Source organism: Microbacterium sp. 05N427 (genome assembly GCF_056397105.1).
Window position 1 is genome coordinate 133,757 of record NZ_JBFTMT010000004.1, and the last position, 15,386, is coordinate 149,142.

Sequence of the window (15,386 nt, forward strand, 5' to 3'; positions counted from 1 at the left end):
ATGACCAACTACGACGCCATCGACTTCTCGCCCATCGTGGCCCTCACCGAAGGCGAGGTCGTCACGCACTCCCCCGTGCGCGACGTGCGCCTGCCGTCGGGCAAGGTGCTCGCCCTCGTCACCTTGGACAACGGTCGCGACCACACCCGTCCGAACACGCTCGGCCCCGCGACACTCACGGAGCTCGGCGAGACGCTCGCCGGCCTCCGGGCTCGCGCCGCAGCCGGCGAGATCCACGCCGTGGGCATCACCGGCAAGCAGTACATCCTCGCGGCCGGCGCCGATCTCTCCGACATCAGCCGAGTCGGATCCCGCGACAACGCACGCCTCATCGCGCAGCTCGGGCACAAGGTGCTGGGATCCCTCAGCACACTCGGCGTTCCGTCCTTCGCGTTCGTGAACGGACTGGCGCTCGGTGGCGGAGTCGAGATCGCACTGAACTCGACGTATCGCACGGTCRACGCCTCGGCAGCGGCCCTCGCCCTGCCCGAGGTGTTCCTCGGGATCATCCCCGGCTGGGGCGGCGCCTACCTGCTGCCGAACCTCATCGGCATCGAGAACGCGCTCGAGGTCGTCATCTCCAACCCGCTCAAGCAGAACCGCATGCTCAAACCGCAGCAGGCGTTCGAGCTCGGCATGATGGACGCGATCTTCCCCGCAGCGAACTTCCTCGAGGATTCGCTGCGCTGGGCCGACGCGGTCCTCGGCGGCAAGAAGGTCGAGCGCAAGAACGAGCCGGGCAAGATCGAGCGCCTCACCAAGTGGCCGATCGCGATCAAGATGGCTCGGGGCATGCTCGAGTCGAAGATCGGCACCGTGCCCCGTTCGCCGTACGTCGCGCTCGACCTGCTCGACAAGGCGAAGAGCGGATCCCGCGAGGACGGCTTCGCCCGCGAGGACGAGGCGCTCGCCGACCTCGTCACCGGCGATCAGTTCGCCGCGTCGATGTACGCCTTCGATCTGGTGCAGAAGCGGGCCAAGCGCCCGGTCGGCGCACCCGACAAGGCTCTCGCCAAGAAGGTCACCAAGGTCGGCATCATCGGCGCCGGCCTCATGGCCAGCCAGTTCGCGCTACTGTTCGTGCGCAAGCTGCAGGTGCCGGTGCTCATCACCGACCTCGACCAGGCGCGCGTCGACAAGGGCGTCGCCTACATCCACGAGGAGATCGGCAAGCTCGAGGCGAAGGGCCGGCTCGACGCGGACAGCGCCAACAAGCTGCGCGGCCTGGTCACGGGCACGACCGACAAGTCTCTGTACGCGGACTGCGACTTCGTGATCGAGGCCGTGTTCGAGGAGGTCGGCGTCAAGCAGGCCGTCTTCGGTGAGATCGAGAAGATCGTCGCCGAGGACGCGATCCTCGCGACCAACACCTCGTCCCTCTCGGTCGAGGAGATCGGTTCGAAGCTCGCGCACCCCGAGCGCCTGGTCGGCTTCCACTTCTTCAACCCGGTCGCGGTCATGCCGCTCATCGAGATCGTGAAGACGCCGACGACTACCGAGGCGGCTCTGTCGACCGCGTTCGTGGTCGCGAAGGGCTTGGGAAAGAACGCGGTCCTCACCGCCGACGCTCCCGGCTTCGTCGTGAACCGCCTGCTCGCCAAGGTCATGGGCGAGGCCGCGCGCGCCGTCTACGAAGGCACGCCCGTCGCCGACGTCGAGAAGGCGTTCGCGCCGCTCGGTCTGCCGATGGGGCCGTTCCAGCTCATCGACCTGGTCGGCTGGAAGGTCGCCGCACACGTGCAGGACACGATGGTGCACGCGTTCCCGGATCGCTTCTACGCGAACGAGAACTTCCACGCCCTGTCGGACCTGCCGGAGGTGGTCGAGAAGGACAAGGGCGGCCGGGTCACCGGCTTCTCCAAGGCCGCGGACAAGCTCGTCAAGCAGGCCGCAGGTTCGACGCCCACGCCCGCAGCGGAGATCCTCCGCCGCGTGCAGGACGGACTTGCGCACGAGATCAAGCTCATGCTCGACGAGGGCGTGGTGCCCGAGGTCGAGGACATCGACCTGTGCCTGATCCTCGGCGCGGGCTGGCCGTTCATCGACGGCGGCGCATCGCCCTACCTCGACCGTGAGGGCGCCTCGGAGCGCGTGTTCGGCGCGACGTTCCACACGCCGACGATCCGCGGGATCGCGAACGCCTGATCCCGTCACGACAGAGCTGCACGACGAAGGCCGTCTCCCCCGGGAGGCGGCCTTCGTCGTGCGTCAGGACTGCRCCGGTCTCGGATCCGCCTCACCCTGTCGCGGCCAGTACGACATCGCACGCTCGGCGAGAGCCGTGATCGTGAGAGACGGGTTGACGCCGGGGTTCGCCGGGACGGCCGATCCGTCCACGACCGACAGCCCCGGATGGCCCCATACGCGGTGGTACGGATCGACGACGCCATGCTCGGGCGCATCCGAGAGCACCGCCCCACCGAGGAAATGCGCCGTGAGCGGGATACCGAAGACCTCGGGCCAGGATCCACGAGCCTCCGCCGGGACGCCGGTCTCCTGCGTCATGCGGGCGGCTATCGCCTCCGCCGCGCGATGCGCCTCGGGCAGATGACTCGGGTTCGGAGCGCCATGGCCCTGGGCGCTCGTCAGAACGTCGCGCCCGAACCGACGACGCAGGGACAGCGTGAGCGAGTTGTCGGCGGTCTGCATCACGAGCGCGATGATGCCCCGCTCGCTCCAGCGTCGCAGCGTGCCGAGGCGGAACTGACGGATCGGATGGCGCACGACGGCGCCGAGCAGCGCCCCCACCCGGCGCCCCAGCGGCACGTCCCCCGGCACGAGCACGGTCGCGAGGGCACCCATGAGATTGGATCCGGGCCCGTAGCGCACGTTCTCCACGTGAGTGCGCTCGTCGACGTGGAACGAGGTCGTGATGGCCACGCCGTGCGCAAAGCCTGCCGCCGCAGGCACCGCGGTCGAGACCGAGCCGTCCAGCGCCTCGGAGTTGGTGCGGGTGAGCCGGCCCAGCGCATTCGGGATCCGCGGCAGGGCTCCGGATGCCTTCATCCGGTGCAGGAGCTGCTGGCTCCCCCAGGTACCTGCGGCGAGCACGACGTGCTCTGCCGTCACGGTGCGCCGTCGTCCCCCGCCCCACGCGCCGCTGCGGCGAGTGGTGACGGAGAAACCGCCATCCGCGAGCTCCCGGACCTCGACGACGGTGCGCAGAGCCTCGATCACTGCCCCGCGACGCTCCGCCAGGGCGAGGTAGTTCTTCATGAGGGTGTTCTTCGCCCCGACCCGACAGCCCACCATGCAGTTCCCGCACAGCGTGCAGCCGGTGCGTGCGGGCCCATCGCCGCCGAAGAACGGATCCGGCACGGTCTCGCCCGGCGCGCCGAAGTACACCCCGACGGGCGCCCGGCGGAAGGTCGAGCCCACGCCCAGATCCTCGGCCGCCCCCGCCATGATGCGCTCCACCGGCCCGGTGTGCGGATAGTGCTCGACGACGCCGAGCATGCGTTTGGCCGTCGCGTAGTGAGGCGCGAGCTCCTCCTGCCACGGCGCGATCCCGGCCCACTGCGGGTCGTCGAAGAAGGGAGTGCCCGGCTGGTAGAGCGTGTTCGCGTAGTTCAGGGATCCGCCGCCGACGCCCGCCCCCGCGAGGATCATGACGTGCGGGAGCCGGTGGATCCGCTGCACGCCGAAGCAGCCGAGCGCGGGAGCCCACAGGTAGCGCCGGACGTTCCAGTTCGTCTTCGCGAAGTCCTCGTCCTCGAAGCGGCGACCCGCCTCGTACACGCGGACCCGGTACCCCTTCTCGACGAGCCGGAGCGCGGCGACCGAACCGCCGAATCCAGATCCGATCACGACGACGTCCTCGTCGAAGCCGCTCATACTGTTCCTCCGCTCGGGACCATCACGGTCAGCGATGCCGGACGCACCCGGATCGTGCACTCCTTCTCGGCGACCCGCTCCCCGTCGGCATAGACCACGAGGTCCGGCGCCGACACGCTGATCTCCGTGACACGCCGGTGCGCCACCTCCGGTCGCCCGAGATGACGCCCCCGCAGCAGGAGCGGGAACAGGCGCAGCAGTCTGGCTCGCCGCAGCGGGGCGACATGGACCACATCCAGCAGTCCGTCGTCGGGACTCGCCGCAGGACAGATGGGCATGCCGCCGCCGTAACTGATCGTGTTGCCCACGGCGACGAGGGTGCCGGGGGCGTCGCGCGGAGCCTCGCCGTCGCAGGCCAGCCGGAACCGGGTGGGACGCAGGCGCACGACTTCGATGAGGATCGCGAGGTAGTACCGGGCGGCTCCGCGCGGCCACCGCAGCAGATTGGTGCGGTCGCTGACCTTCGCATCGAAACCGAGCGCTGCGACCGTGAGGAACGGCGTCGTCTTCCCGTCAGCCACGATCTCGCCGACGTCGATGCGGCGGCAGACACCATGCAGAGCGAGGAGTGCGGCGGCCGCGGGGTCGCGCCGCGGCAGCCCCAGGGCTCGCGCGAAGTCGTTTCCAGTACCGGCCGGAACGAGCACAAGCGGCACCTCCGAACCCGCGATCTCAGGAAGGATCTCCGACACCGTGCCGTCACCGCCGACGACGACGATCGCGTCAGGATGCGCGGCGAGGGCTGCTCCGGTGAGCCGCCGCGTGTCGGCGGCCGACGCCCCGATGTGCACGCGCACATCCGCCCCCGCATCTCCCAGTGCGGCAGCGGCCGCGTCCGCCGCCGCAGCGCCGCGCCCCTTGCCGGAGCGCGGATTCGCGATCAGAGCGATCATCGGCACGTCTCAGGCTCCCGCAGCCCGGACGGGGACGGGCGTCGCCGCGCCGAGCACCGCTCCGGGATTCATGATCCCCTCAGGGTCGAGTTCGCGCTTCACGGCGGCGAGGATTCGCACGCCGGTCTCGCCGATCTCCTCGCCGAGCCAGGGCGCATGATCGCGCCCCACCGCGTGGTGGTGACTGATCGTGCCCCCCACCGCCATGATCGCGTCGCCGGCACGGCGCTTGATCCCGTCCCAGGCGTCCAGCGCGTCGGCACCGAGCGGCGCCAGCACGGTGAAGTACAGCGACGCGMCGGTCGGGTAGACGTGCGAGACGTGGCACATCACGAACGACTTGCGTCCCGCGTCGGCGAACCCGCTCTTGAGCGCCTGCGTCACGGCCGCACGCAGCCCTTCGAGCCGGGACCAGATCGTCGCGGTCTCCAGGGTCTCGCAGAACACGCCGGCGTCGAGCAGGGAATCGCGCAGGTACGGCCCGTCGAATCGCGTGCGCAGCCAGTCCTCCGAGGCGCCCTCGCCCGATGAGGTACCTCCGGCCGCCTGTAACAGTGCCGCAGTGCGCGCCCGGCGGGCGGCGACGTCGTCCCCTTCGAATACGGTGACCGCGCTCGCGCCTTTCGCGAGAGCCTTGCCGATCTTTCCGACCTGGGCGAGGCTCACACTCGTCTCGGCCTCATCCGACAGGCGGATCACCGTGGGACCGCCGCCGTGCTGCGCCACGGCCCGCAACGCGGACGCACCGGCCGCGAAGTCGGGGAACGCCCACGATTCCATCACGCGCTCGGCCGGCACAGGATGCACGCGCACACGTACCTCGGTGATGACGCCGTAGATGCCCTCGGAGCCGAGGAACAGGCGCACGAGATCAGGACCCGCAGCACTGCCCGGCGATCGCCCCAGTTCGACGTCACCGGTCGGCGTCGCGACCCGGATCCCGGTGACCATCGTGTCGAACCGCCCGTAGCCGGCCGAGTTCTGTCCCGAGGACCGGGCGGCGGCGAAGCCGCCGATGGTCGCGTAGCGGAAGCTCTGCGGATAGTGGCCGAGCTCCATGCCGTGCGACGCGAGCAGCCGTTCGGCCTCGGGACCCGTGGTCCCGGCGGCCAGCACCGCCTCCGCGCTGACGGCGTCATAGCCGAGCAGGCCCGTCATGCGACCGAGATCCAGGCTGACGACAGCGCGATGACCCCCGCGCTCGGGGTCGAGGGCGCCGACCACGCTCGTGCCTCCGCCGAACGGGACCACGGCGATGTCGCGCGCCGCAGCCAGGCGCAAGCAGTCCACAACCGCGTCATGGTCGGCGGGTCGCAGCACCGCGTCGGGCGCGGCCTGGTCCTCTTCACGGCGGCGCAGCAGGTCGGGTGTGGAGCGACCTCCGGCGTGCCGGATACGGGACTCCGCATCCGTCCGCACGTTGTCGCGTCCGAGGACCGCGGCGAAATCGGCTGCATCTTCCGAGCTGAAGGCGGACGGGCTCAGCCGCACGTCGGCGAGGGCGACGACGCGCGAGGGGCGGCGGATACGCCCGAGCAGGAGCGGCAGCAGCGACCGCACGGCGAACGGCAGTTCTTCAGCCTTCTCGGGATCTCCCCAGCCGTTCCAGCGCATCGGCGCCACCTCGATGGGATCGTCGGCGCCTCTGCCGCTCTCGTGACTCATGCGTTACAGTGTGACAGATCATGACAAAACGTCAAGCTGTTTCGGATCTCACTCTGCCCGCCTGGGATGCAACGCAGACCAGGATCCTCGATGCTGCCGACGCGCTGGTCGCGACCCGTGGGGTCCGAGGCGTCACCATCGCCGAGCTCGCCCGCCGCGCCGGCGTGAGTCGCCCGACCATCTACCGGAGCTGGACCGACGCGGACGATGTTGTCCGCGCGGCGCTCCTGCGCCGCGTGATGGTCATCCTCGACCGATTCCCCGAGCCGGCGACGACACGCGGAGCGATCGTCGACGACATCCTGCGGTTCTCGGCGCTGTTCCGCGAAGACCCGGTCTACCGCCACCTCCTGACGGAGGAGCCGGAGGCGTTCACCCGCTACACCCTGGAGCGCGTGGGATCCAGCCAGCGCGCCATCCTCGGCTGGCTCGCCGCCGCGATCCGCGCCGCCCAGCACGACGGCTCCGTGCGCCAAGACGACCCACAGTCGATGGCCGTGATGCTCCTGCTCCTCGCCCAGTCGGCACTCCTCTCGCACGGGACGGTGAGCGACCTGATCGACGAGCTCTCGTTCGACCGCGAACTGCGCGCGGGACTCGAAGGCCTGCTGAGGCCATGAGCGCATCATCGCGGCTGAACGCGGCACAACGGAGCCGGGAGCTGCCCCGCTCCGCCGAGGACCAGGTCGACCTGCTGGTCGTCGGCGGCGGGATCACCGGCGCCGGAGTGGCACTGGATGCCGCGAGCCGCGGGCTGTCGGTCGCGCTCATCGAGGCGGAGGACCTCGCCTTCGGCACGAGCCGCTTCAGCTCGAAGCTCGTGCATGGTGGGCTGCGCTATCTCGCGACCGGGGATGTCGCCACGGCACGGGAGAGCGCGTTCGAGCGTCACCTGCTGATGACCCGGATCGCGCCACATCTCATCCGGCCGATGGCGCAGCTACTCCCCTTCTCCCCCGCCGTCACGGTGACTCAGCGCGCCACCGGCACGGTGGGGTTCGCCCTCGGTGATCTGCTGCGGTTGCGGGCTCGCACCCCGCATGCCGTGCTGCCCGCGCCCCGCCTGATCACCGCGCGCACCGCCGCACGGCTGGTGCCGTCCCTGCAGACCGAACGATTGCGAGGCGCCGTGCTCGCAGCCGACGGGCAGCTCGTCGACGACGCCAGGCTCGTCGTCGCCGTGGCTCGGACGGCCGCAGCACACGGCGCACGGATCCTCACCCGGGTGCGCGCGCTCGGGCTGCGTCACGATGGCGCATCCGTCGAGGACGCGCTCACCGGGGAGCGCTTCGACATCCGCGCTCGCACCGTCGTGAACGCCACGGGCGTCTGGGCCGGAGCGCTCGACGACTCCATCCGTATGCGCCCGAGCCGCGGCACGCACCTCGTGCTCGACGCCGCTGCACTCGGCGACCCGACCGCAGCGCTCACCGTCCCGCATCCCGGATCCATCAGCCGGTTCATCTTCGCTCTGCCGCAGCAGCTCGGCCGCGTCGTCGTGGGTCTCACGGACGAGGACGCGCCAGGTCCTGTGCCCTCGGTCGCCGCCCCCACAGAGCCGGAGATCGCGTTCCTCCTCGAGGTCCTCAACCGCGCACTGCGCACGCCGATCCGTCGCGACCAGGTGCGCGGCGCGTACGCCGGGCTTCGACCTCTCGTCGACACGGGCGGGACCTCCACCGCAGACATCTCCCGGCGACACCTCGTGGCTGTCTCCGAGGGCGGCTTCGTGAACGTCCTGGGCGGCAAGCTCACCACGTATCGCCGTATGGCGGAGGACGCGGTGGATCGCGCTGTCGTGCTCGCGAGCCTGCCCGCCGCGCCGTGCCGCACTGCCGCCCTGCCTCTGGTCGGAGCAGTCGCCGCGCCTTGCCGACCCGCGAGCGCCCTGGATTGGCGCTATGGAGCCGAGGCGGGGCAGGTACTGGCCCGCGCCCGCTGTGCGGCGCCACGAGAACCCATCGCGGACGGCATCGACGTCACGCGCGCCGAGGTTGAGTTCGCGGTGCGCGCCGAGGGCGCGCTGACCGCCGGCGACGTGCTGGACCGGCGCACACGCATCGGACTCGTGGACGACGACCGCTCGTGCGCCGAAGCCGCGGTCGCGCAGCTCGTCGCAGAGACGCTCGCGGATCCCGCCTGAGTCAATCCGGACGCCAGCCACGGGCGTCTCGATGGACGAAGGTCGCGCCTTGCGCTAGTCTTTGAACATGTTCAGTTCAGAGTCGGACACCCCCGCGAAGCCGCTCACTCCGAAGGCCGAGGCGACGAGAGCGCGGATCCGCGCGGCCGCCATGGCCTCATTCGTGGAGCGCGGCTACCCCGACACCACGATCCGCCTGATCGCCAAAGAGGCCGGCGTCTCGGTCGGGAACGCGTACTACTACTTCCCCTCCAAGGAGCACCTGGTCCAGGAGCTCTACGACCAGCAGCAGCGGGATCACGGCGCCGCCGCACGTCCGCGACTCGTCGGCGTGACCGGCCTTGTGGACCGCCTGCGGGTGTTCTTCGACACCGGCCTGGAGACGGTCGGCGCGTATCGCGCCGTCGCGCCGGGCTTCCTCAGCGCGATGGTCTCCCCCGATTCCCCGATCAACCCGCTCTCGGTGGAGTCGTCCCCCGCCCGCGACATGACGATCGGCCTGCTCCGCGAGGTCGTCGACGGGGCCTCGCATCGCGTCCCCGATGACATCGTCGAACGCCTGCCCGCCGCGATCTTCCCGATGTACCTGGCCCTGATCCTGCGATGGACCTACGACGAGTCCCCCGAGCAGGCGAAGACCACGCGACTCCTGGACACGGGTCTCCGGCTGTTCGCCGTCGCGCTGCCGTTCCTGCGCGTTCCGGGCGTGCGCGGTGTCACCCGCGATCTTCTCGACCAGATCGCGGACGTGCAGCCATGAGCGAGGAGGCGGCTGTTTCGCCGCGCACGCCGACGAGGCCGATGGCGTTCAGGACGGAGGAGTTCGTCCGCGGCGCAATGCTCGCGTGGGGGCTGAGTCTCCTGCTGCTGCCGGGACTGCTGTTCGCGACGCTGAGCACCGTCGGCTGTCCGACCTTTACTCCCTCCCCGTCGTGCTCGACGCTGGACGTCTCGTCCCGCCTCGTTGGAGCGGTCATGCTCGCGCTCGTTGGCGCCGTCGCCAGCATCCCCACCTTCCTCCTCTTTGTGTTCCCTGCGTATGGGCTCAACAGGGCATGGGAGCGGGTTGCCCACCCCGCCGCACACATCGCCGTCAACGCTCTCCTTGGTCTCGCCGTCGGCGCCGCGGGTTCCCTGGGCGCATTCGCTGCCCTCGGGATCGTCGGATTGTTCGCGCTCTCTCTGCCCGTGGTTCTGGGCAGCGCCTTGGCGGGTGCCATCGCGTTCCCGATCGCGTGGAGACTCACCGCGGCGCGCGCGGTGAACACCGACCGCGGCATCTCGTCACGATGCGCGTGGAGATTCCCGGATGGCGCGTCGACGACGGACTCGGAACCTCGTCACTCGGTGGATCGCTTCTGACCCCAGATCACCTCAGAGCCGCCGGCGCTCCTCCGCGCCGCTCTCCGCACGGGCGCCGGTCACGATCTCCACGGTGCCCGTGTGCAGCGGCACCTCGCCGGTCGGACGCGCGATCGGGACACGGGTGCCGAGCACCTGCGCGACCACGTCCTGCGCGATCTTGCCGGCGGTGAGCCCGGCGTCCTCGAGGATCTGCTCGCGGCTCGCGTGATCGATGTACTCGTCCGGCAGGCCCAGTTCGTCGACAGCCGTGTCGATGCCCGCCTCGCGGAGGACCTGACGCACGCGCGTGCCGACGCCGCCCACGCGAATGCCGTCCTCGAGCGTGATGACCAGGCGGTGCCGCGCGGCGAGCTCGACCACGGACGGCTGCACCGGGATCGCCCAGCGGGGGTCGATCACGGTCGCGCCGATTCCCTGCGCCTTGAGCCTGTCCGCCACATCGAGCGCGAGACCCGCGAACGGCCCGATGCCGATGAGCAGCACGTCTTCGCCCTCGCCGCGGGACAGCACATCCACACCGTCGTGCAGGCGCTCGATCGCCGGGATCTCCGGAGCAACGGCACCCTTCGGATAGCGGATCACGGTGGGCGCGTCGTCGACGGCGACGGCCTCTTCCAGCTCCTCGCGCAGGCGCTCGGCGTCGCGGGGGGCGGCGATGCGGATCCCCGGCACGATCTGCAGCATGGACAGGTCCCACAGGCCATGGTGACTCGGGCCGTCGGGACCGGTGACTCCCGCCCGGTCCAGCACGAACGTCACGCCGGCGCGGTGCAGACCGACGTCCATCAGCACCTGGTCGAACGCCCGGCCCATGAACGTCGCGTACAGCGCGACCACCGGGTGCAGGCCGCCGTAGGCGAGCCCCGCAGCGGAGGTCACCGCATGCTGCTCCGCGATGCCGACGTCGTAGACGCGGTCGGGGAACCGCTCGGCGAACGGGGCGAGCCCTGTGGGCCGTAGCATCGCCGCGGTCATCGCGATCACGTGGGGCGTGCGCGCGCCGATGTCGACGAGCGCGTCCGCGAACACGTCGGTCCATCCTGTGCCGCTCGCGGAGAGGGGCGTTCCCGTCTTCGGGTCGATCTTGTTGACCGCATGGAACTGGTCGGCCTCGTCATCGAGCGCGGGCTGATAGCCGCGGCCCTTCTCGGTGATGACGTGCACGATGACCGGGGCGCCATAGTCCTTCGCGAGCTGCAGCGCTTCCATGAGCGACGGGATGTCATGGCCGTCGACCGGGCCCAGGTACTTGATGTCGAGGTTGGAGTACAGCTCCTCGTTGTTCGAGAAGCGCGAGAGGAACCCGTGCGTGCCGCCGCGGACGCCCCGGTAGAAGGCGCGGCCCACGGGTCCGAAGGCCCGGAAGAAACGATCGGACTTGCGATGCAGGTCGCGGTACACGCCCGCCGTACGCACCCGGTTCATGTACCGCGCCATGCCGCCGATCGTGGGCGCGTAGGAGCGACCGTTGTCGTTGACGACGATCACGAGGTTGCGCTCGTTGTCGTCGGAGATGTTGTTGAGCGCCTCCCAGGTCATGCCCCCGGTCAGCGCCCCGTCGCCGACGACCGCGATGACGTGACGATCCTCCCGCCCCGTCGCCGTGAAGGCCCGGGAGATGCCATCTGCCCAGCTCAGCGAGCTCGAGGCATGAGAGGACTCGACGACGTCGTGCGGGCTCTCCGAGCGCTGGGGGTAGCCGGCCAGTCCCCCGCGCGAACGCAGCGCGGAGAAGTCCTGACGCCCGGTGAGCAGCTTGTGCACGTACGACTGATGCCCGGTGTCGAAGATGATCGGGTCGGCCGGTGAGGAGAACACCCGGTGCAGGGCGATCGTGAGCTCCACGACCCCGAGGTTCGGCCCCAGGTGTCCACCGGTGCGGGCGACGTTCTCGATCAGGAACGATCGGACCTCCGCAGCCAGCTCGACGAGCTGTTCGGGGGTGAGCCGATCGAGGTCGCGGGGACCGGAAATACCGGGAAGGATCGCCACCGTGTCTGCCTCCTGAAGCCAATAGTGAGCGGCAAGCCGGAGCCCGCAGCACCGATCCAGCCTACCGAGCATTGCTCCCAGGCCGCTGGAGATCCGCCGCATCCGGGCCGACGTAGTGACCGATCGGCCGCAACCGCAGCGGGGCCCGCCCGTACTCGTCCTGCGCGTGCGCGCACCAACCCGCAGAGCGCGCGACGGCGAATACCGTCTCCCCCGCGTCGGCCGGCATCTCCCACGCCAGCGCCATCACGGCCAGCGCCAGATCGACGGTGGGGTGAAGACCGGTCCGCGCGTGCACGACGGCGGCGACCTGCTCTGCCACACGCAGCGCCGCCTCCGCCTGCGGATCCGCCGTCTCCCGCATCAGTCGCAGCAGCAGCCGCGCCCGCGGATCGCCTTCCGGGTACAGCAATTGCCCGAATCCGGGGATCCCCGCTCCTCCGAGACGCGTCGCGGCCGCCACCGCCGCCGCGGGATCCGCGCCGTCCTGCACCCGTCGCAGGAGGGAGTACACGGCGGCGCTCACCGCGCCGTGCAAGGCGGAGTCGAGCGCACCGAACCCGGCTGCCACGACGGCGTACGGATGCGCACGCGCGGACGCCGCGGCCCGCGCCGCGAGCGTCGACGCGGCCATGTCGTGATCGACGAGGACCACGAGCGCGGCGTCCAGTACCCGCACGCGGGCGGGCGTCGCCGGAAGCGCCGTGAGACGGGGCCAGAGCCGCGCAGCAGCAAACGGGACAGGGATGTCGGCCGCCGACGTCGCCCCCTCGACCCCGCCCTTCTCGGCGCCGAGCAGCGGGAGCGCATCCACGAGCCCGGCGACGAGCCGGGTCGCGACCCGGGCCACCGTCTCCGCGCGGAGATCGTAGCGCTCGGGGTCCTCCGCCGCGAGGGCAGCAATCGCGGCGAGGAGGCGGCTGAACGCTCCCGCACCGGGCGGAAGCGCAGCGAGCACCCGACTCGCCGCTGCGTTTCCAGGCCCCTCGAGCGGAAGAGCGTCCCGCTGCGGCAGATCCGTGCGCGCGAAGAGCCAGCGCACGACCGTATCGAACCGCGGCGCCTCGCCCTCCTCCGCGACCAGCTCATCGATCGGCACCCCGCGGATCCAGAGCTCGCCATCCTCGATCAGGGCGATGTCGGTGTCGATCACCGCGAGCGGGCTCCCGTCGGCTCCGGCCGGGCGTGCCGCGCCATGAGAGGGCGAGGTCACCCTGCGGCGGGTACGGGCGAAGCGCTCGACTTCGAGGGGGTCGAACAGAGAGCCGTGCGCCCCGCGTTCTCGTGCGATCAGGCCCCGCGAGACATAGGCGTAGAGCGTCTCGGTCCGCACGCCGAGGCGCGCCGCGGTCTGCGCCGCCGTGAGCGAGTCCACCTCCGCCTCCTCTCATTGATTCGATCAACATTGACGATAGTCGGATCCATTAAGCATTGTGAGCGAAGAGCCGCCATCCGCGACTCGCCAGAGAGGAGCCGACATGGCCATYACCATCGATCGCAACGACACGCATCTCATCGAGGTGCCACGAGGGCTCACCAACGTCGTCGTCGCGGAGACCGCGATCGGCGACGTGCGCGGCGAGGAGGGGTACTTCCACTACCGGGGCGTATCAGGGGTGGATCTGGCCGCCGCCGCGCGATTCGAGGACGCCTGGAGCCTTGTCGCGCTCGGCACGCTTCCTCAAAACGAAACCGAATCCGCCAGCTTCCGAGCCCGCACGGCTGCCGCGCGGGCGATCCCGGAGAACCTGCACGGACCGCTGTCGGCGATCGCCGCTTCGGGGCTCGATCCCATGGCCCAGCTGCGGACCGGGCTCGCGCTCGTCTCCGCCGCCGACGGAAGGCGCGCTCTCTACGACGAGGCTGACGAGGAGCGCGTCGAAGACGCGATCCGGCTCGCGGCCGTCGCGCCATCCTTGATCGCCGCGATGCATCGGTGGAGCCAGGGGCAGGACCCGATCACGCCGGACGCCGATCTCGACCCCGTCTCCGACTACCTGCGCATGCTCACGGGCGCCGCGCCCGACGCCCGTTTCGCCACCGCCCTTGGCACGTACCTGACCGCGGCGATCGATCACGGCTTCAACGCCTCGACGTTCACGGCGCGGGTGATCGCGTCCACCGGCGCCGATCTCGCCTCGTGCGTCGGCGGCGCGCTCGGCGCGCTGTCGGGGCCGCTGCACGGGGGCGCACCCGCACGCACGCTGGACATGCTGGACGAGATCGCCACCCCGCAGCGCGCCGAGGCATGGGTGCGCGAGCGCGTCCAGGACGGCGGGCGGATCATGGGCTTCGGTCACGCGGTCTATCGCACCGAGGATCCCCGATCCCGTCTGCTGCGCGGCGTCGCCCAGCAGCTGCGCACCGACGGACTCGCCTCGGACCGCGTCGATCTTGCGGTGACGGTCGAGCAGACGGTGCTGCGCGTGTTGGACGAACTCAAGCCCGGCCGCGCCCTGCGCACCAACGTCGAGCTCTACGCCGCGGTCGTCATGGAGGCGTGCGGGATCCCCCGGGAGCTGTTCACGCCGACGTTCGCCTCGGCGCGTCTGATCGGCTGGGGCGCGCATGCCCGCGAGCAGGTGCAGGACGGCAAGATCCTCCGCCCGTCCTCGAGGTACGTCGGCGAGTCGTCCTGAGGTCGAGCGCACCGAGGACCGGTGCCGGCCAGCTGCTCACTAACCTTGAGGAGAACGCACACTCGGCCGTCATGACGGCGACACCCCGGGGGTTGAAGTGCAGCACAAGGATCGTCGAACTTCCTCCCGCTCGGCCTTGCGTGCGGCTCGTGTGCTCGAATTCTCACCGTTCGCCGTCACCGCCGGGCTCCTCCTCGCCTTGGTCATCGGCGCCGCAGTCGGGTCGTTTGCACCGACGATGGCCGGGATCGGCGGGCTCGGGGATCCGTTGATCGCCACGTGGGGCGTTGTGACGTCGACCCGATTGGTTGTCCTGCTCGCCGTCGGTGTGAGTTCGATCGTGCTCGTCGCGGCGCAGGCGCAGAGCGGACCAGGAAGGCGCCTAGCCTGGGCGACGATCGCGGGCGCGGCAGCCTCCTGTGCGCTCTTCGTCACCGATGCGCTCCTCACCCTTCTCCGATTCCCGCCGCTCGGCGAGGGGATCGCAGCGTCGGACATCGATTCGTGGGAGAGCGTCATCGGATGGAGCGTCCGTGGCGTCGGCGCCATCACGCTCGTGGGTCTTGTTCATGTGCTCCGTGCGCGGGGCGGCCTCCCCCGGTGGGGGTTTCCGCTGGTCATCGGGACGCTCCTCTCGCCGCTCATTCATCTTCTCGGGATCGAGATCCTCGACGGCGTCGCATTCTTTTTTCTGATCTGCGCCACGGGAACGGCGTGGCGTCTGCAGCTCTTAGCCGAGACGGCAAGTGCGCCGGCCGGAGCGGCACGAGCCCGTTGATCGCGGAACGAGCACAGGTCTATGCTCAGCGACAGACGAGCACGGGGATGCGAGCAATCGTCTCCGTGCACCGGAGG

The 15,386-nt window shown here is 70.4% G+C and carries 12 protein-coding genes; 7 read left to right on the forward strand and 5 right to left on the reverse strand.

Annotated features, from left to right (window positions below):
• Complete coding sequence (locus AC1DG4_RS05645; protein ID WP_477421119.1) at positions 1-2,145, forward strand: 3-hydroxyacyl-CoA dehydrogenase NAD-binding domain-containing protein; 2,145 nt, start codon at positions 1-3, stop codon at positions 2,143-2,145.
• A 63-nt stretch (positions 2,146-2,208) separates the two neighbouring features.
• Here AC1DG4_RS05645 and AC1DG4_RS05650 read toward each other — a convergent pair whose 3' ends face one another.
• Genes AC1DG4_RS05650 through AC1DG4_RS05660 form a run of 3 tightly spaced genes read right to left on the reverse strand, consistent with a single transcriptional unit; the run spans position 2,209 to position 6,392 of the window.
• Positions 2,209-3,834: a GMC oxidoreductase gene (locus AC1DG4_RS05650; RefSeq protein ID WP_477421120.1), complete on the reverse strand. Its 1,626-nt coding sequence runs from the start codon at positions 3,832-3,834 to the stop codon at positions 2,209-2,211.
• A complete protein-coding gene (locus AC1DG4_RS05655) occupies positions 3,831-4,727 on the reverse strand; it encodes a diacylglycerol/lipid kinase family protein (RefSeq protein WP_477381655.1) in 897 nt (298 codons plus the stop codon). Before AC1DG4_RS05655 ends, AC1DG4_RS05650 begins: the two co-directional genes overlap by 4 nt.
• 9 nt (positions 4,728-4,736) lie before the next feature.
• The gene (locus AC1DG4_RS05660; RefSeq protein ID WP_477421121.1) at positions 4,737-6,392 is read right to left on the reverse strand and encodes an FAD-binding oxidoreductase; all 1,656 of its coding nucleotides are present in this window, start codon (positions 6,390-6,392) and stop codon (positions 4,737-4,739) included.
• Positions 6,393-6,412: 20 nt separating this feature from the next.
• On the opposite strand from AC1DG4_RS05660, the gene AC1DG4_RS05665 reads away from it, so the two are divergent.
• The 4 genes from AC1DG4_RS05665 (at position 6,413) to AC1DG4_RS05680 (ending at position 9,897) form a co-directional block, all read left to right on the forward strand.
• Positions 6,413-7,012: a TetR/AcrR family transcriptional regulator gene (locus tag AC1DG4_RS05665; RefSeq protein ID WP_477381651.1), complete on the forward strand. Its 600-nt coding sequence runs from the start codon at positions 6,413-6,415 to the stop codon at positions 7,010-7,012.
• Positions 7,009-8,535, forward strand: coding sequence for a glycerol-3-phosphate dehydrogenase/oxidase (locus AC1DG4_RS05670; RefSeq protein WP_477381649.1), 1,527 nt, complete (start codon positions 7,009-7,011; stop codon positions 8,533-8,535). Before AC1DG4_RS05665 ends, AC1DG4_RS05670 begins: the two co-directional genes overlap by 4 nt.
• 67 nt (positions 8,536-8,602) lie before the next feature.
• On the forward strand, positions 8,603-9,295 hold the full coding sequence (locus AC1DG4_RS05675; protein ID WP_477381647.1) for a TetR/AcrR family transcriptional regulator: 693 nt from the start codon (positions 8,603-8,605) through the stop codon (positions 9,293-9,295).
• Entirely contained in the window at positions 9,292-9,897 is a 606-nt protein-coding gene (locus AC1DG4_RS05680) for a hypothetical protein (protein ID WP_477381646.1), read from the forward strand. Before AC1DG4_RS05675 ends, AC1DG4_RS05680 begins: the two co-directional genes overlap by 4 nt.
• A 12-nt stretch (positions 9,898-9,909) precedes the next feature.
• Here the strand turns inward: AC1DG4_RS05680 and dxs are convergent, their stop codons facing one another.
• Complete coding sequence (gene dxs, locus AC1DG4_RS05685) at positions 9,910-11,892, reverse strand: 1-deoxy-D-xylulose-5-phosphate synthase (protein WP_477381644.1); 1,983 nt, start codon at positions 11,890-11,892, stop codon at positions 9,910-9,912.
• 61 nt (positions 11,893-11,953) lie between these two features.
• Positions 11,954-13,267, reverse strand: a complete 1,314-nt coding sequence (locus AC1DG4_RS05690; RefSeq protein ID WP_477381643.1) for a citrate/2-methylcitrate synthase — start codon at positions 13,265-13,267, stop codon at positions 11,954-11,956.
• Positions 13,268-13,370: 103 nt separating this feature from the next.
• Here AC1DG4_RS05690 and AC1DG4_RS05695 point away from each other — a divergent pair, with 103 nt between their 5' ends.
• A complete protein-coding gene (locus tag AC1DG4_RS05695; RefSeq protein WP_477381641.1) occupies positions 13,371-14,531 on the forward strand; it encodes a citrate synthase in 1,161 nt (386 codons plus the stop codon).
• A 151-nt stretch (positions 14,532-14,682) separates the two neighbouring features.
• Complete coding sequence (locus tag AC1DG4_RS05700) at positions 14,683-15,309, forward strand: hypothetical protein (RefSeq protein WP_477381639.1); 627 nt, start codon at positions 14,683-14,685, stop codon at positions 15,307-15,309.
• The last annotated feature ends 77 nt before the right edge of the window (positions 15,310-15,386 follow it).

Bases quoted from the DNA above. Each gene is read 5' to 3' on its own strand.
- AC1DG4_RS05680 (WP_477381646.1), top strand. From the start codon at position 9,292: ATGAGCGAGGAGGCGGCTGTTTCGCCGCGCACGCCGACGAGGCCGATG.
- AC1DG4_RS05665 (WP_477381651.1), top strand. From the start codon at position 6,413: ATGACAAAACGTCAAGCTGTTTCGGATCTCACTCTGCCCGCCTGGGAT.
- AC1DG4_RS05675 (WP_477381647.1), top strand. From the start codon at position 8,603: ATGTTCAGTTCAGAGTCGGACACCCCCGCGAAGCCGCTCACTCCGAAG.
- AC1DG4_RS05670 (WP_477381649.1), top strand. From the start codon at position 7,009: ATGAGCGCATCATCGCGGCTGAACGCGGCACAACGGAGCCGGGAGCTG.
- AC1DG4_RS05655 (WP_477381655.1), bottom strand. From the start codon at position 4,727: ATGATCGCTCTGATCGCGAATCCGCGCTCCGGCAAGGGGCGCGGCGCT.